General features: G+C 70.9%; 16 protein-coding genes. All 16 read right to left on the bottom strand.

Annotation, left to right across the window (positions count from 1 at the left end):
* Positions 1–96: 96 nt before the first annotated feature.
* Complete coding sequence (locus VP06_RS09365) at positions 97–702, bottom strand: helix-turn-helix domain-containing protein (RefSeq protein ID WP_048463506.1); 606 nt, start codon at positions 700–702, stop codon at positions 97–99.
* Between the two features lie 261 nt (positions 703–963).
* The gene (locus tag VP06_RS09360) at positions 964–1,848 is read right to left on the bottom strand and encodes an inositol monophosphatase family protein (protein WP_048463505.1); all 885 of its coding nucleotides are present in this window, start codon (positions 1,846–1,848) and stop codon (positions 964–966) included.
* Between the two features lie 618 nt (positions 1,849–2,466).
* A complete protein-coding gene (locus VP06_RS09355) occupies positions 2,467–3,405 on the bottom strand; it encodes a phosphotransferase (protein ID WP_048463504.1) in 939 nt (312 codons plus the stop codon).
* A gap of 20 nt (positions 3,406–3,425) precedes the next feature.
* Positions 3,426–4,394: a phosphotransferase family protein gene (locus VP06_RS09350; protein WP_053081625.1), complete on the bottom strand. Its 969-nt coding sequence runs from the start codon at positions 4,392–4,394 to the stop codon at positions 3,426–3,428.
* Positions 4,391–5,704, bottom strand: a complete 1,314-nt coding sequence (locus tag VP06_RS09345; protein WP_048463503.1) for a M20 family metallo-hydrolase — start codon at positions 5,702–5,704, stop codon at positions 4,391–4,393. Before VP06_RS09345 ends, VP06_RS09350 begins: the two co-directional genes overlap by 4 nt.
* Positions 5,679–6,431 (bottom strand): DeoR/GlpR family DNA-binding transcription regulator, encoded by a 753-nt coding sequence (locus tag VP06_RS09340; RefSeq protein ID WP_048463502.1) that lies wholly within the window; start codon positions 6,429–6,431, stop codon positions 5,679–5,681. Before VP06_RS09340 ends, VP06_RS09345 begins: the two co-directional genes overlap by 26 nt.
* A gap of 52 nt (positions 6,432–6,483) precedes the next feature.
* Entirely contained in the window at positions 6,484–8,031 is a 1,548-nt protein-coding gene (locus VP06_RS09335) for an amidase (protein ID WP_048463501.1), read from the bottom strand.
* A 48-nt stretch (positions 8,032–8,079) separates the two neighbouring features.
* Entirely contained in the window at positions 8,080–8,805 is a 726-nt protein-coding gene (locus tag VP06_RS09330) for an ABC transporter ATP-binding protein (protein WP_048463500.1), read from the bottom strand.
* Between the two features lie 7 nt (positions 8,806–8,812).
* Positions 8,813–9,571 (bottom strand): ATP-binding cassette domain-containing protein, encoded by a 759-nt coding sequence (locus VP06_RS09325; RefSeq protein WP_048463499.1) that lies wholly within the window; start codon positions 9,569–9,571, stop codon positions 8,813–8,815.
* Positions 9,568–10,635, bottom strand: a complete 1,068-nt coding sequence (locus VP06_RS09320) for an ABC transporter permease subunit (protein ID WP_048463498.1) — start codon at positions 10,633–10,635, stop codon at positions 9,568–9,570. The genes VP06_RS09325 and VP06_RS09320 overlap by 4 nt, the downstream gene beginning before the upstream one ends.
* Complete coding sequence (locus VP06_RS09315) at positions 10,632–11,498, bottom strand: ABC transporter permease subunit (protein WP_048463497.1); 867 nt, start codon at positions 11,496–11,498, stop codon at positions 10,632–10,634. The genes VP06_RS09320 and VP06_RS09315 overlap by 4 nt, the downstream gene beginning before the upstream one ends.
* 8 nt (positions 11,499–11,506) lie before the next feature.
* Entirely contained in the window at positions 11,507–12,757 is a 1,251-nt protein-coding gene (locus VP06_RS09310) for an urea ABC transporter substrate-binding protein (protein WP_082167300.1), read from the bottom strand.
* Positions 12,758–13,114: 357 nt separating this feature from the next.
* A complete protein-coding gene (locus VP06_RS09305; protein ID WP_048463496.1) occupies positions 13,115–14,044 on the bottom strand; it encodes a polysaccharide deacetylase family protein in 930 nt (309 codons plus the stop codon).
* 4 nt (positions 14,045–14,048) lie between these two features.
* Positions 14,049–14,849 carry an ABC transporter permease gene (locus tag VP06_RS09300; protein WP_048463495.1) on the bottom strand — a complete coding sequence of 267 codons (801 nt, stop codon included), beginning with the start codon at positions 14,847–14,849 and terminating at the stop codon, positions 14,049–14,051.
* Positions 14,846–15,736 carry an ABC transporter permease gene (locus VP06_RS09295; protein WP_082167293.1) on the bottom strand — a complete coding sequence of 297 codons (891 nt, stop codon included), beginning with the start codon at positions 15,734–15,736 and terminating at the stop codon, positions 14,846–14,848. The genes VP06_RS09300 and VP06_RS09295 overlap by 4 nt, the downstream gene beginning before the upstream one ends.
* The gene (locus tag VP06_RS09290; protein ID WP_048463494.1) at positions 15,733–16,821 is read right to left on the bottom strand and encodes an ABC transporter ATP-binding protein; all 1,089 of its coding nucleotides are present in this window, start codon (positions 16,819–16,821) and stop codon (positions 15,733–15,735) included. The genes VP06_RS09295 and VP06_RS09290 overlap by 4 nt, the downstream gene beginning before the upstream one ends.

Genomic DNA, 16,821 nt, shown 5'->3' with positions numbered 1-16,821 from the left:
GGGATCCGCGTCCACGCTGGCGGCTGACTCTGCGGCGGGCGAGCGGGCGAGGCGGCGCCGGGAGTTCTCGCCGGCACGTGTCGGCGTTCCGGGCTGCTATTGCCGCGGGTACGCGATGATCGACAGATATGTCATCGGCCGCGTGATGAGTTCGCGCGGCCCGTGCGGTGCCTCGGCATCGAACAGCAGCGCATCGCCGGGCTTCAGGTGGTAATCCTGGCCGGCATGGTGGTAGCGGACCTCGCCGCTCAGCATGAAGATGAACTCGACGCCGGCGTGGCGAAAGCCTGTATACGCCTCGGCCTCCTCCTCCAGCGTGATGAGATAGGGTTCGAGCACGGTCTCGCCGCGAATGCCGGCGCCGAGAAGCTCGTAGATGTGTCCGACCTTCGTGCCGCGCCGTTCGATGACGACGCCCGTGCCCTTTTTCACGTAAGAGCAGTCGCGGCTCTCCTCGAAGGCGGCGAACAGGGTGGTGATCGGCACGTTCAAGGCGCGTGCGAGGGCATTGACGGTGGCGAGGGAGGGAGAGATCTGGCCGTTCTCGATCTTCGACACCATGCCGTGCGAGATGCCGGCGGCCGCGGCCAGATCGGCGAGCGAGAGGTCGCGTTCGCGGCGCAGCATCCGGACTTGGTGCCCCAGGGCCCGTTCGAGGCTCTTGTCGCCCTCGATCGGCGCGTTCGAACCGGTGTTCAGCATGGGGCGCTCGCGGCTGTCTGACGAAGGCGAAGCCAGGTGATTCCCGGCGCGTGATGCAATCGCCGTGATCGGGCATTGTCCGGCGACGCGGATCCCGGTCGTCGCAGAAAATGAGGCAAGATCAAAGACCTGGAGCAAAGCCCGAGGCAGCGTGACCGGGCAACGCCCCGGCCGATCTCGGCGGTCTGGGGGCGCCGGCGGCCACAGGTGATCGTGGCGCGGAGCGAGGCCGATACCCGATCGTCACCCGGGAGGCCGCCGTCACCCACAAGGACGGATCGACCGGGCGAAGCGCGCGGCGGCGGCCTGATCGCGGCACAGGAGCCACAGACTGTCGCGCGCCGAGAAGTGTCGATCGAACAGGTCGATCAGGTCGGCGGGCGGGCGCACCAAATCCGGCCAGCGATAGAGTCCGAAGCCGAGAGCTTCCGCGATGGCGAGGCCCGCCGCAGCGTCCCAGATCTTGTAGTTGACACAGGTCGCGTCGAGCCGTCCCAGGGCGAGAAGCGCGGCATCGGCGGCTGCACTGCTTTCGCTCCAGGGGAACAATCCCTGTTCGTAATCGAGAGTGTATCGCTGCGCCGAGATCGGAAGCCATCCGACATGGAACGTCTCCCGGTCGGGACGCATGAGGAGCCGCAGATCCTCGGTTCGTCGGCCTGCTCGCGTCGGTGCCCAGTAGGCCACACCGTCGGCCGCTGCGAGGATCAGGCCCCGCTGCTCGCTCGGGCGGCGGATCGCGAAGGGATCCGTTCGATCCTCGGACCAGGCCGGCAGGCTGATGACGCCAGCACGCGGCCAGCCGGAGTGGCACGCCGCCGCCATCGTTCCCCAACTCGGCAGCCCGCCCGCATACGGCTTCGTCCCGTCGATCGGATCGCCGATGAAGGTCCAGTCCGTCTCGCCGAGCAACGCCCTGGCCGCATCATGGCCCAGAGCGTCGGCACTCTCCTCCTCGATCAGGCGGGGGCCGAAATGGGTATGAAGCAACGCGCTGACCGCGAGGTCCGCCTCGGTCAGCGCCTGTCCGAGATCCCCGCCCTTGTGACTGATGGTGACGCCGCGATCCCGACAGGCGAGCGCCAGGGCGCCGGCTTCCTCCGCGAAGGCGAGAAGACGATCGAGGATGGAGCGTGGCTGGGTCATCGGCATCTCCGTGTGAGGATCCCGCGATCGCAACGCCCGGTCGGACGGAACGGATCGGTGGCCTGTCGACCGGCAGGGTGAACGACGAGAGACATCCCGCTCACCACGGCCGCACCGCGGCTGGCAAGACCGTCGCCGTCCGTGACAACGAGGCCCAGTCCAGGGCCGCGCGACGTTGCCCGCCGGCACCGGGTCGTGGATTCAGGGCGCGACGAGCCTGACGAGGCCATGGTCGTCTCGCCAACGGCTCACACGGCTCGACGGCCGTCGTCAATCCGGGCCGTTCCGCCATGATCGAAGCCCGAACCCATCTCCTGAGCCGCATACCGCCCGCGCCTCAGGGGATCGTCGCAGCGCAGACGGGACAAATGATGTCGCGTCGGGCGCGGGATCTCACCGATCGATGACATGGTCGGCGATGACAGCGTCCCTCATCGCATCGTGGTCAAGCATGGAAACCTGCCGTTCGCCGCGCAGGCTGCCCGATACAAGCGTTCAACAGTTCGACGCACGGCCATGATCTCCGTAATACCAACGGCCGAAGATGCTGACGCATCCATTCGATCTCGAACGAGCGCCGAGATCGACGGAGCCGTTCATTCAACGCAGCATCTGATCTTATACCCGCCGCAGCCAGAGCGGCCAGTCGGGATGATGGAACAGCGTGCGGGCGCGCTGGTGCTTCCAGGAGCCGTACTTGTAGTAATCGAAGTCGAGGGTCGAGACCGCCTCCTGGATCATCGCCCAGGTCGCCCATTTGAGGTCGCCGAGCGCCTTGAGCACGGCGATGCGGGCGGCGACGGTCCGGTCCCAGCGGCCGAAATACGCCTCGATCATCTCGTTCTCGACCGCCTCCGGAAAGGCCATCTCGTCGAACCACAGCGCGAGTTCGTAGCAGCGCTCGTTGTTCGAGGCATATTCGAAATCCACCAGCAGCACCCGGTCGCCCCCGTCGAGCAGGAAGTTGCCGGCGAGCGTGTCGTTCATGCAGGGAACGAGGTCGAGCCCGGAGGCGGTCAGCGCCGCCTTGGCCTCGGCGTAGCAGCGCATCAGATGGGCCTGGTCGGGCGGCAGGCGGCCGCCGACCGCACTGACCTGCTCGACATGCTCCTCGATCATGGCGAAGATCGTCTTGGTGAGCCCGAGCGGCGCGGAATCGTTGAAGGCCCGCAGCGCCCGCACGGCGTTGCCACGCACGGCCGGGCGCAGGAAATCCAGGTTCGAGGAGGCGCGGAATCCCTCCGCGAAGGCGAAGATCTCGACACCCGATTCCGGCAGGTAGCCGATCACCGGGACGCCGAAGCCGCAGGCATGGGCCCGGCGGCTGGCATCGTTGGCGGCGTCGCGGGCGATGAACATCTCGGTGCCGCGGCCCGGAACCTTGAGGAAGCAATCCGGCTCCCCGGCGATGCCGATGCGCCAGTTGGTGTTGCTGATCCCGCCGAGCACCGGGCGGTAGCGCAGAGCCTTGCCCTGCCAGGCCGGGACACCGGCCAGGATGGCTTCGAGAGCCCGCTCGCTCTCGCTCGCCGCGTCACCGAAGGACGTCCAGGTCACGTCAGATCTCCCGCGCTCCGTCACAGCCCGCGCATCCACGCCTCGCAGTCCCGCGCGCCCAGGGTGGTGCGGGCATGCAGGAGCCGCCAGGTGCCGTACTTGTAGAACTCGATGCCGGTGCGCGCCGAGGTCACGGCCCGCACGATGCCCCACAGCCCCCCCATCACGTCGTCGACGGCGCCATAGAGGCGGCAGCGGTTGTAGAGGCGCTCGTCGCAGCGGCCGGCATAACGCTCGATGGCGGCGCGGCGCTGGTCCTCGAACAGGCAGGTCTCGTTGAGGAGGGCGCCGACATCGTACCAGGGGTCATTGTCGCCCGCGGAGTCGAAATCGACGAGGCGCACGTCCCCGAGGCTGACGTCGCCGCCCCGGATCATCACGTTCGAGGCGAGGCCGTCATTGTGGCAGAAGGTGAGGTCGATGCCCGCCGCCGTCACCGCCTCGCCGATCAGCGCGACCGTGGCGAGCAGGCGGCCGGTCTCGTCCGGCAGCGGGGCGCCGGCGGCCTGCGCCTCGGCGGCGAGGCTGCGGATGCGCGCGAACGGGCAGACCCGCGGGCCGAGGCGCCCGCCCGCATGCAGGCGCTTCTTGGCGTCGAGGGTCCGTCCCAGGAGGTCGGGATCCTGAAGGTCGCCCATGCGCGCCTCGCGCCAGGGGGGCGACAGATCGGCGAGGCCGAGCGCCGCCTCGCTCTCGAACATCACCTCGGGCCCGACCCCGAGGGCGGCGGCCCGCCGCGCCGCCGCCCCGGCATGGGGAACGATGTCGGCCGCCATGTCCGGGTGGCGCAGCTTCAGGAAGACCGGGTCGCCGGTCTCGAAGGTCACCCGCACGCCATCCGAGGCGGTGCCGCGATGCGTCGGCGATGCGAGCGGCGTCACCGCGAGGGTCCAGGCCGGGCGGCGGGCGAGCCAGTCCGGTCGCCCGGCGATCACGGCCTCGACGCGCTGGCTCAAGGCGGTGGGGCCGGATTCGTCAGGAATCATCATTCATCTCGGCTCGGGTCGTCGGCGGACGCGGCATGCAAGGCCCGCACCGGAGAACCGCCGGCGCGGCACAGGCGGGTCGCCGCGCGCAGGGCGACGCGCAGGCCGGCCTCCAGATCGGTGTCCGTGGTGAACTCCGCCTCGTTGTGGGCGATGCCGTCGCGGCTCGGCACGAAGATCAGGCCGGTCGGGCACAGGCCGAGCAGGCTGATCGCGTCGTGCCCGGCCACGGTGTCCATCCGCAGCATCGGCAGCGCCTCCGCCTCGGCGCAGGCGGCGGTGAGGTCGCAGACCGCGTCCGGGAGCGCGCGGATCGGGCGCAAGGAGCGGCTGCGCACCGCGACGGCGACGCCGGCCTGCTCCGCCGCGGCCGTCATCGCCGCCTCGGCCCGCCCGGTCGCCTCGGCGAGGAGGCCGTCATCGGCCGAGCGGATCTCGGCCGACAACACAACCTCGGCCGGAACCACGTTGGCAGAGTTCGGCGCGACCAGGATGCGGCCGACCGAGGTGTGGACGCGGTCGGGCCAGGCCGCGGCCACCGCCCGCAAGGCGGTGATGAGCGTGGCCGCGGCGAGGAGCGCATCCCGGCGCCGCCCCATCCGGGTCGGGCCGGTATGGGCCTGCGCCCCGAGAAAGGCGACTTCGAGCTTGGCCGCACCCCAGTTGCGCGCGACGATGCCGATCGTCGCCCCGGCCTCCTCCAGCACCGTGCCCTGCTCGACATGGAGTTCGAGGTAGCAGGCCGGCGGCGGCGGCGGCGCGTCGGTGCCGAGCGCCCCGATGGCGGCGAGCGCCTCGCCCAGGCTGATCCCCGCATCGTCCCGGCAGGCGAGCGCGGCTTGCGCGCCGTGATGACCCGCATAGGTCCCGCTGCCGAGCAGGCTCGGCCGGAACCGGGCCCCCTCCTCGTTGGTCCAGTTCACGACGCAGAGATCGGCGTCGAACACGGCCCCCGCCCGGCGCGCCCGGAGCAAGGCCGCCCCGATCGCCGCCGCCGCCGCGACCCCGTAGGTGCCGTCGAAGCGGCCGGCCCGGGGCTGGCTGTCGAGGTGGGAGCCCAGCATCACCAGGGGCGCATCCGCGGTGCGGGCGAGGCGGAAGATCCCGAACTGGTTGCCGACTGCGTCGGTGCGCAGCTCGGCCTCCGCCTCGCGCAGGAAGCCGGCGAGGACCGCGCGGGCCGCCCCGTCCTCCGCCGTGCCGCACAGGCGGGTGATGCCGCCCGCCCGGGTCGCCCCGCAGGCCGAGAGGCGGGAAAAGAGTGCGTGGAACGCCACCACGGCGGCGTCAGGAGGTGACGATGGTGATGTCATGCTGGGCGAAGCGATCCTGGAAGGGCTGCGGCGGCGGCCGGTCGGTGACGACCCGCAGGCGCTCGTCGAGCCCGAAGGTGCAGAGATTGGCCTGCCGTCCGAACTTGCGGGAATCGACGAGCATCACGGCCTCGCGCGCCTGGCCCCTCAGCACCTTGCGCAGGGCGGATTCGTGCTCCTCGTAATCCATCCAGCCATGGACGATGTCGCAGGCGCCGATTCCCATGAAGGCGAGGTCGAAGAAGAACCGGCGCGCATACGCGACGGTCTCGTAGCCGACGAGGGCGTTGTCCTGGGCGCGCAGGGTGCCGGGCGTCAGGTTGACCCGGGTCGGGCCGGAGCCGAGCAGCAGGGCGATGTCGATGGAGTTGGTGGTGACGGTCAGGCTGCGGCCGGCGAGCCGGCGCGCGAAGGCGAGGGTCGTGGTGCCGGTATCGAGGAAGATCGACATGCCGTCGCGGATCATCGCCTGGGCGATCACCGCGACGCGCGCCTTCTCGCGGGCATTGGTCTTGCCGCGCTCCTGGAGCGGCCGGTCCTCGTCGAGCCGCAACGGCACCGCGCCGCCGTGGATGCGCCGCAGGATGCCCCGCCCCTCCAGCGCCTTGAGGTCGCGCCGGATCGTCTCCTCGGAGACGCGCAGATAGGCGGCCACCTCCGCGACCCCGACCCGTCCGGTCCCGTTCAGGCGCGACAGGATCTCCTGGTAGCGATGATCGGTCAGCATCGGCGCCCGCCTTTCCGTGTCTCCGGAGCATAGGGGCGGGCGCCTGTCCCGGTCACGCGGCCGAGAGGACGGGGGCGTGGCGGTAGCGGGTGGCGGCCTCGTAATCGAAGGCGAGGGCGAGAAGATCCGCCTCGCTCCAGAGCCGGCCGACGAAGATCAGGCAGAACGGCGCTCCCGAGGCGAAGGAGCCGGCCGGCATCACCACGCCGGGCAGGCCCGCGATGTTGATCTCGCAGACCGTCGTCTCGTGGATGGTCTCCGGGCCAAGGAGCGGCGGCAGCGTGTCCCGCATCTGCGGGAAGACCAGGGCGTCGAGGTCGTGGCGCGCCATCACCTCGTCGAAGATCGCCAGATAGCCCTCCCGCAGGGCGAGGAAGTCCGACAGGTCCGGCGGCGAGAGCGGATCGGCGAGGCAGGGCGCGAAGGCCGCGACCTGGTTCATCCAGTCGAGCACCCCGCCCGGCGCGAACGGGTCCTCGGCCTTGGTGGCCGCCGCCAGCTCGGCGAAGGAGCGGTAGGCGGCGTCCGGCCCGAGGCGCTCCAGGTATTTCTGGAGATCGTAGACCACGCTCTCGATGCCGCGGGCGTCGTAATGGTCGAGCCCGGCGACCGGCTGGCCCAGGGCCGCAAAGCCGCTCCCCGCGAAGGGATCCGCCACCAGCGTGGCGCCCCGCGCCGCGATCTCGCCTTGCGCGCGGGCATAGAGCGCCGCCGTCTCGGCCGAGAGCGGGCGGTCGCGCCAGCCCGGCCCGTAGAGGCCGAGGCGCTTGCCCTGGAGCGCGGTCTCCGAGAGCCGGCCGGCATAGCCGCCGGCCGGCCGGCGGCCGATCCCCGCCACGGTCTTCGGGTCGGCCGCGGTGTAGCCGGCGAGCGCGTCGAGGGTCAGCGCCGCGTCGCGCACGCAGCGGGCGATCGGCCCGACCACGTCGCGGGTGCTGCCGCCGAGGGGCACGACGCCGGCATTGGGCACCAGGGCGAAGGTCGGCTTGATGCCGACGAGGCCCTGGGCGGAGGCCGGGTTCTGGATCGAGCCACCGGTCTCCTCGGCGAGGCCGAGCACCGCGAGGCTCGCGGCCACCGCCGTGGCGGTGCCGGCGCTCGACCCGCCGGGCAGGCTCTCGGGCGCCATGGCGTTCAGCGTCGGGCCGGCCCAGCTGTCGCTGGCGTGGCTGCCGGTGGCGCTGAGCACCGGCACGTTGGTCTTGCCCAGGATGACGCAGCCGGCCTCCCGCATCCGGGCGACGACCGGGGAATCGGTGGCCGGCATCAGGTCGACGCCGCCGGCCTGGGCGGACAGGAAATGCCAGCCGGCGGTGGTCGGCAGGCCGGCCATGTCCATCGTGTCCTTGACCACCACCGGCACGCCCGCGAGCGGGCCGAGGGCCTCCCCGGCGGCCCGGCGCCGGTCGATCGCCCGCGCCTCGTCGAGGGCGTGCGGGTTGAGGAAGATCACCGCCCGGTAGCGCGGGTTGTAGGTCGCGATCCGGTCGAGGAAGGTCTGGGTCAGGGCCTCGGCGGTCACGCCGCGGGCGAAGGCCGCCTGGACGTCGGCGACGGTCATCTCGATTGCGGCGGCGGCGAGGTCGAGGGCAGCATCCATCGGTTCGGCTCCGGGTTTTCGGGAAGGAGGGAGTCGAGGCGGCCGGCGTCAGGCCATGCCGACGAAATCGTCGAGGAGCGCCCGGTCGCGGGCGATATCGGGCGGGACCTCGCGGGTGATCACGCCCTTCTGGAGGATCAGGACGCGCTCGGAGAGACCGGTGATGCAGCTCAGGTTCTGCTCGACGAGGAGGAGGGCGATCCCGCGCTCGCGCCCGATCCGCCGCAGGGTCTCGATGATCTCCTCGATGATCGAGGGCTGGATGCCCTCGGTCGGCTCGTCGAGGAGCAGGATGCGCGGACCGCCGCACAGGCAGCGGGCCAGCGCCAGCAATTGCTGCTCGCCCCCCGACAGGGCGCCGCCGGGCCGGTCGAGATAGGCTTTGAGCCGCGGGAAGGTGGTGAGGATGTCGGCGATGGTCTCGTCCTCGCCCCGGCGCGACAGGAGGCAGCCCATGCGCAGGTTCTCGCGCACGCTGAGCGCCGGGAAGATCTCGCGCCCCTGGGGCACGTAGCCGATGCCGGCCCGCGCCCGGGCGGTCGGGCTGCGCCGGGTGATGTCGGCCCCGTCGAGGCGCACGCGCCCGGCGGTGGCCGGCAGGTAGCCCATCAGGGTGCGCAGGAGCGTGGTCTTGCCCATGCCGTTATGGCCGAGGATGCCGACGAACTCGCCCTCGCGGACCGAGAGCGTGATGCCGCCGAGGATCGGGATGCGGCCATAGCCGGAATGCAGGCCCTCGACGGCGAGGAGGGAGGTCGGGACGGGAACGCTCATGCCGGCCTCACCCCGCCTGCTTGCCGAGATAGACGTCGCGCACGCGGCGGTCGGCGAGCACGGCGTCGACGCTGTCCTCCACCAGGATCCGGCCCTGGTTGAACACCGTCACGGTCTTGGCGATCATCCGGATGAAGGGCATGTCGTGCTCCACCACGATGAGGGCGTGGGTGCGGTTGATCTCGCGGATCAGCGCGGCGGTGCGGTGGACCTCCTCGTGGGTCATGCCGGCGGCGGGCTCGTCGAGGAGGATCAGCTCGGGCTCCTGGGCGAGCACGGTGGCGATCTCGACCCATTGCCGCTGGCCGTGGGCGAGCTGGCCGACCATGCGGTCGGCGATCCCCGTGAGAGAAAGCCGCGTCAGCGTCTCGTCGACGATGGCGCGGGTGCGGGCGAGCGACTTGCGGCGCCCGGCGGCGACGAAGACGTTCTCGCGCACCGACAGGCCGTTGAAGACGTTGGGCACCTGCGTCTTGATGCCGACCCCGAGCCGCGCGATGGCGTGGGGCTCGGCTCCGGTGATGTCGGTGTCGCGCAGCGCGATGCGCCCCTCGGTCGGCTTCAACTGGCCGGTGAGGATCTTGAAGAAGGTGCTCTTGCCGGCGCCGTTCGGGCCGATCAGGCAGCGCAGCTCGACCTCGCCGAGGGTGAAGTCGACGCCCGCGACCGCGGTCACGCCGCCGAACCGCATGGTGACGCCGCGGGCCTCGATGAGGGGGCGCAGGGGCGCGCCACCGAGGCCGGTGGGAGGGAGTGCCGCGCTCATCGGGCTCTCTCCGTCGCGAGGCCGGCAGCCCCGTCCGCGGGCCCGGGCCGCGGGGCGCGCCGTTGCAGGAGACGCAGGCCGAGCGTGCGGATGACCGGGACGAGGCCTTGAGGCACCAGCAGCACGAAGCCGTCCAGCACGAGGCCGAGGCCGAGATTGGAATCGAGCAGGCTCTGGCTGCCCGCCGCGATGATCAGCGCCTGGATCAGCACCGCGCCGAGCATCGGCCCGACCAGGGTTCCGAGCCCGCCGACCAGCACGTAGATGATGACCTGCGCCGACATCGAGAGGCCGAACACGGTCGGGCTGATGAAGCCGCCCCAATTGGCGTAGAGGCAGCCGGCAAGGCCGGCGACGCCGGCGGCGATCATGAAGGCGAGAAGCTTGTAGAGGCGCGGATCGTAGCCGATGAGCTGGGCCCGGGTCTCGTTCTCGCGGATCGCCACCACGACGCGCCCGAAGCGGCTCGCCAGCACGGCCCGCAGCAGGACGTAGACGAGGACGAGGGCTCCCATGGCGGCGTACCAGATGCCCTCGTTGTCGAGGGGCTCGTCGGGAAAGCCCGGGGCGTTGAGGGCCGGGATCGCCGGGATGCCGTTGAAGCCGCCGAGTTCCGCCGTGCCGATCCGGTACTGGCTGCCCGAGGTGGCGTTGACGAGCTGGAACAGGATCACCGAGACGGTGAGCGTGATGACCCCGATATAGGCGTCGCTGATGCGGCCATAGAACATGAAGTAGCCGAGGATGGCCGCAAACAGCATCGGCACCGCGATGGCGAGCAGCACCGGCACGGTGCTGTCGCCGATATTGATGACCGACACCGCGTAGGCGTAGCCGCCGAGACCCAGGAAGGCGGCCTGGCCGAAGGACATCACCCCGGCAAAGCCCCAGATGAAGCCCTGCGAGAGGCCGAACATCGCGAGCGCCGCAAAGCCGGTCCATTGCACCAGGCCGAACGTGTCGAGGGTGCGGGGGGCGCCGAACAGGATGACGAGCCCGAGGGCGAGCGTCGCCAGGAACCCGGCGGCGCTGCGCCAGGGAGCGGAGGAGAGCGGGATGGTCATAGGCTGCGCCTCAGGTAGCGGCCGGTGATGCCCTGCGGCAGGACGCGGATCAGCAGGATCGCGGCGACGAGCAGCGCGACATCGCCGATGACGGGCGTCGTCTTGAAGGAGACGAGTTCGTTGATGGTGCCGAATAGCCCCGAGGCGAGGCCGGTCCCGGTGACGATGGCGGGCCCGCCGCCCAGCACCGTGATGAAGGCGCGGGCGATATAGGCCGCCCCCATGGCGGGCGACACGCCGGAGATCGGGGCGAGGACCCCGCCCGCGAGGCCGGCGAGCGCGGCTCCGAGGGCGAAGGTCGCCATGTAGATCCGGTTCGGCTGCACCCCGAGCGCCGCCGCCATGCGGGGATTCTGCATGGTGGCGCGCAGGATCAGGCCGAATTTGGTGAAGCGCAGGAGCCCGAACATCGCCGCGAGCGCGCCGAGCGCCGTCGCCATGATGACGAGGCTGTACAGGCTCGCCCCGTAGCGCCCGATGTCGATGCTGCCGACCGGCGTCGAGACCCCGCGCACCACGTTGCCGTAGAGCGTGGTGACGAGTCCGATCAGCCCGAGGCTGACGCCCCAGGTGGCGAGCATCGTGTCCATCATCCGCCCGTAGAGGAAGCGGATAACGGTGCGCTCCAGGACGAGGCCGATCGCCCCCACCACCAGGGGCGGCAGGATCAGCATGGCGACCCAGATGTTCACGCCCGCCCCGCTCGCCGTCACGGCGGTGTAGGCGCCCAGCATCATGAACTCGCCATGGGCGAGGTTGATGATGCGCATCATCCCGTAGATCACCCCGAGGCCGAGGGTGATCAGCACGAGGGTGGCGATGCCGGTGAGGACGTTGAAGGCGATGAGGCCGGCGAGATCCATCGTCCGCCTCAGCCCTTCAGGTCCGGCGTGAACTGCTTGTTCATGCGGGGATTCTTGAGGAGGTCGCAGGCGCCGCCGGTATCGGCCGGGAAGGAATCCGGGAAGGTGGCGAGCATCTCCCACTTCCGGTTCTTCGGCCGGGCCAGGTAGGTGTTGCGGATCGTGTGGTGGGTGGCGCCGTCCATCGTCACCTTGCCGGTCGGCGACTCGATGCTGATGCCGCTCTCCAGGGCCGCGATGACCTTGTCGCGCTCGACCGAGCCGGCCTTCTTGACGCCCTCGGCCCAGAACATGATGCCTTCGTAGGTGGCGGTATCGAGTTCGCTCAGGTCGGTGACGTCGGCCCCGAACTTCGCCTGCATGCCGGAGACGAAGGCCTTGCTCGCCGGCGTGTCGAGGTTGTTGTACCAGCCGTAGCAGGTGACGATGCCGTCGGTGGTCGAGGTGTCCATCGTGGTCAGCTCGTCGCCGAGGCCGAACACGCTGGACGCCAGCGGGATCTTGGCCTTCATGCCGGCGGCATCCCACTGCCGGTAGAAGCCCGAATGGTTGGCGCCGACCAGGGCCGAGAGCACGAGGTCGGGCTGGGCCTGCTGGATGCGGCCGATCGCCGAGGAGAAGTTCGTCACGTCGAGGGGGAAGAAGTCGGTGCCGGCGACCGAGCCGCCGCCGTCCTTCATGAACTTCGTCATCCAGCTTGCGGTGATGTGGCCGTAATTGTAGTCGGCCGCGATGATGTAGGCTTTCTTGCCCCAGTTCTTGAGAGCGTAATCGACGATGTGGTTGACGGTCTGGGCCGGGGTCGAGCCGGTGCAGAACACGTTGCGGTCGCAGACACCGCCCTCGTACTGGGTGTTGTAGAAGTAGAGGGTCTTGGAGCGGCCGAAGATCGGGCGGATCGCTTCGCGCGAGGCGGAGGTGATGCCGCCCTGGATGACGTCCACCTTGTCCTTGAGGGCGAGCTGCTGGGCATACTGGGTGTAGAGCTGCATCGTCGACTGGGTGTCGTAGGCGATGAGCTGGATCGGCCGGCCGAGCAGGCCGCCGGCCTTGTTGAGGATCTCGACCGCGTATTCGGTCGTCTCGATCATGCGCTTGCCTTCGAGGCCGAGCGCCCCGCTGCCGTCGAGCAGGCTGCCGAGCTTGATCGGCTCCGCCGCGAGCCCCGAGCGGGACACGAACGGCATCGCGACGCTGCCGGCCGCCGCCGCCATCCCCAGCTTCAGTGCCTCACGGCGGTTCATCGCCCCTTTGGTCATGTCCGCATCCCTCTCGATCTGCATGGGTCCGAAATCGGCTGGCCGTCGCCGGACCGGCATTCCGGGGCTATCAAGTTCGATGCCAACAAATCCCACAGAACGCACAGCGCCGGGTGACCCGGGCGCGTGCATCATCCTTGGGCAGGATCCTTGGGCAGGATGGGCGACGGGTGTTCAAGGCGCGGGTTCAAAATCCACAAATCAGGCACGCTCCCACATCCGCCATGGCGGGCGCCGGACCTGCCATCCTGCCGGCTGGCTGACGCGCCATGGCGGTGAGACGCCTCCTCTGTCCCGGAGGCTCGACCTCGACGCAGTCCCCCTGGCGGACTGGCCCTCCCGTTCACCCCGGCCGCCTCACCGACCCCACGGCTCGGGATCGTGAGCGGTCTCCCGCAGCCAGTGCGCCGCGATGGAGTCGCGGCGGGCAAACCACGTGCCCGCATGCGCGGCCGCATGGGCGAGGAAGCGCTCCAGCCCGCCGATGCGACCAGGGCGGCCGATGATGCGCAGATGCAGGCCCACCGACAGCATCCGCGGCGCGTCGTCTCCCTCCGCGTAGAGGCGGTCGAAGGCGTCGATGCAGTAGCGGGCGAAGTCGTCGCCGAACACGAAGCCGCCGCCGCGCTGGAAGCGCATGTCGTTGGTGTCGAAGGCGTAGGGCAGCACGACGTGCGGACGCCCTTCCCGTCCGGGGACGAGGTAGGGCAAGTCGTCGTTGTAGGCGTTCGAATCGTACAGGAATCCGCCCTGCTCCAGGAGCAGCCGGCGGGTGTTGACCGAGGTCGCCGAGCGGGTGTGCCAGCCGACCGGAGGCGTCCCGGTCGCGTCGCGGATCGCCGCGACGGCCCGGGCGATCGCCGCCCGCTCCTCGGCCTCGCCCATGCCGGCATGGCGCTCCCAGCGCCAGCCATGGGCGGCGACCTCGTGGCCGTCGGCGACCGCCTCCTGCGCCAGCCAGGGCGAGAGCGCGACGGCCCGGCCGTTGGCGTTGAGCGTCGCGGCCACGCCGTAGGCGCCAAGCAGCGCGCGGATGCGCGGCCAGCCGGCCCGGGTGCCATACTCGAAATGCGATTCCATGCAGAGGTCGCGGGCGCCGACGACCTCCTCCACCACCTCGTAGACGGATTCGTTGCGCTCGTCGCCCATGCCGAGGGAGAGTTCCGCCCCCTCCTCGACATTGACGACGACCGAGACGGCGAGCCGGGCGCCGCCCGGCCAAGCGATCCGCGGCGGGCGCCCGCCATAGCCGCGGAAATCGCGATCGGGCGCGCTGTCCTGCCTCATCGGGTCAGACCTCGGCGAGGCGGCGCAGGCCGACGAGACGGTCGCCGAGGATCAGCACCGCGACGGCGAGCAGGATCAGCAGCGCCGAGACCGCCGCGACCGTCGGGTCGGGGCGCTCCTCGACGAGTTGCAGCATCTGGATCGGCAAGGTCTTGGTCCAGGCATCCGTGAAGAAGATCGAGATCGGGTAATTGTCCATCGAGGCCAGGAAGGCGAACAGGCCGGAGGTCAGGAAGGCCGGTGCCAGGGCCGGCACCAGCACCCGCAGGATCGCCGCCGGATAGGACAGGCCGAGGGTGCGGGCGGCGTCGATGAGGGTGAAGTCGAACAGCGAGAGCGCCGCCACCACCGTGCGGACCACGTAGGGCAGCGTGATCACCCCGTGGGCGACGAGGAGGCTCACCCCCACATCGCGCAGGCCCGCGGCGCGGAACCCCTGCAACATGGCGATGCCGACAACGAGGCCCGGCAGCATCAGGGGCGAGACCAGGAAGGTGACCAGGGCCTCGCGCCCGGGAAAGCGCCCGCGCACCACCGCGATGGCGCAGAGCGTGCCGAGGACGAGAGCCAGGGCGGTGGCGAGGCCGGCGACCCGCAGCGAGGTCCAGAGCGCCGGCCAGAGGTCGCGGGAGGCCCAGAGCCGCTCGTACCAGCGCGTCGACCAGGCGGGCGGCGGCAGGGTGAAGACCGCGCTCGACCCGAACGAGACCGCCACCGTCACCACCAGCGGTGCCATCAGGAAGACGGCAGAGGCCGCGGCGAGGATCCAGACGACGGCGAGCGCCAGACGTTCGGTCGCGGTCATGATTGTCCTCCGCCGAGGCGGCGGGCGAGCGCGGTCGAGCCCACCACGACGGCAACCGCGATCACCAGCAGGATCACCGCGGTGGTCGAGCCGAGCTGCTCGTCGCGCATGAACAGGAAGGCGCGTCCGGTCAGGGTCGCGAGGGTCTGGTAGCGGTCGCCGATGACGAGGCTCGGCACGACGTACATCGACACCGCCAGCGAGAACACGAAGGCGATGCCGGAGACGATCCCCGGCAGGGTCAGCGGCAGGATCACGGTGAGGAACCGGCGCAGGGGGCTTGCCCCCAGGGTCGCGGCGGCCTCGGAGAGCCGCGGGTCGATCAGGCGGATCACCGCGTAGATCGGCAGGATCATGAACGGCAGGAAGACGTTGGCGGCACCGATGACCAGCCCGGTCTCGGTGAAGAGCAGCCGCTGCGGCGCGTCCCAGATCCCGAGCCCGACGAGGGCCTGCGACACCACCCCGTCCCGGCGCAGCACGATCTGCCAGGCATACGCCTTGACCACGACCCCGACCGAGAGCGGCAGGATGACGGAGAGGAGCAGGAGCGCCTGGACCGCGCCGCGGGCCCGCGCCAGGGCCACCGCCGCCGGATAGCCGGCGACGAGGCAGACCAGGGTGACCAGAAGGGCGGTGCGCACCGTGTTGCCGATGACCCGCCAGCTGAACGGATCGGACAGGAATGTCGCGAAGGGAGCAAGGCTGATCCCGTCGGGACCCGAGAGGCTGCGCGCCAGGAGGATGAGCAGCGGCCAGCCATAGGCTGCCGCCAGGTAGGCGAAGGCCGGGAGCGCCAGGAGCGCCACCGGATCGGGCCGCCGCAGGCGCGGCCAGCGGGCCGGGACCGGACCGGCAGCGGCGGAGGAGCTGGCGGGCGCGCTCATGCGGCCTCCTGCTGCGCCGCCGGCTCGGCGGGGAAGACCAGCGTGTCCTCGACCGCCCAGGACAGGCGCATCCGCGCGCCGGGCGCGGCGCCGGCCGGGATCTCGGGCGCCTCCGCCAGCAGGGTCCTCGCCCCGTCCGGGCCGGCGAAGAACAGGTGGGCGCGGGCCCCCTGGAACGCGACCTCGACCAGGGCGGCCTCGATGGCGTTCGGGCCCGCCCCGCCGATCCGGATCCGCTCGGGCCGCACCCCGAGGAGCACGGGGCTGCCCGGCCGGAAGCGGCCCGGCGCCCAGACCGTGCCGAGGGCCGTCTCGACCCGGATCAGGCCGTCGCCCTCCTCCCGCACGGTGCCGGCGAGCCGGCTCGACAGGCCGACGAAGGTCAGCGCGAAGGTGGTGGCGGGCCGGCGGTAGAGGGTCACGGGGTCGGCGAGCTGCTCGATCGCGCCGCGATTCATCACTGCGATCCGGTCGGACATGGTCAGCGCCTCGTCCTGGTCGTGGGTGACGAACAGGGCGGTGATGCCGAGTTCGCGCAACAGCCGCTTGAGGTCGATCTGCATCGCCTCCCGGAGCTTGCGGTCGAGGGCCGAGAACGGCTCGTCGAGGAGGAGGAGCTTGGGCTGGACGGCAAGCGCCCGGGCCACCGCCACCCGCTGCTGCTGCCCGCCCGAGAGCGCCTGGGCCCGCCTTTCGGCGAAGGACGCCATCTGGACGAGGTCGAGGAAGCGCGCCACGGCGGCCGGGATGTCGGCCCGGCGGTGCCCCTTGGCCTTGAGCCCGAACGCCACGTTCTCGGCCACCGTCAGGTGGGGAAACAGGGCGTAGTTCTGGAACACCACCCCGACGTCGCGCCGGTGCGGCGGGGTCCGGGTGATGTCGCGGCCGTCGAGCACGACCCGGCCCCGGTCCGGGGCGACGAGGCCGGCGACGATGCGCAAAAGGGTCGTCTTCCCGCAGCCGGAGGGGCCGAGCAGCGAGACGAACTCGCCGCGGGCGACCGCGAGGTCGACGCCGCCGAGGACCACGCTCGCCCCGAAGCGCTTCTCGGCGCCCGCGACGGTCAGGAAGCCGGGATCGGTCAT

It is taken from the genome of Methylobacterium aquaticum (genome assembly GCF_001043915.1).
Taxonomy (GTDB): Bacteria; Pseudomonadota; Alphaproteobacteria; order Rhizobiales; family Beijerinckiaceae; genus Methylobacterium; species Methylobacterium aquaticum.
This window is presented reverse-complemented; position numbering and strand designations above follow the sequence as displayed.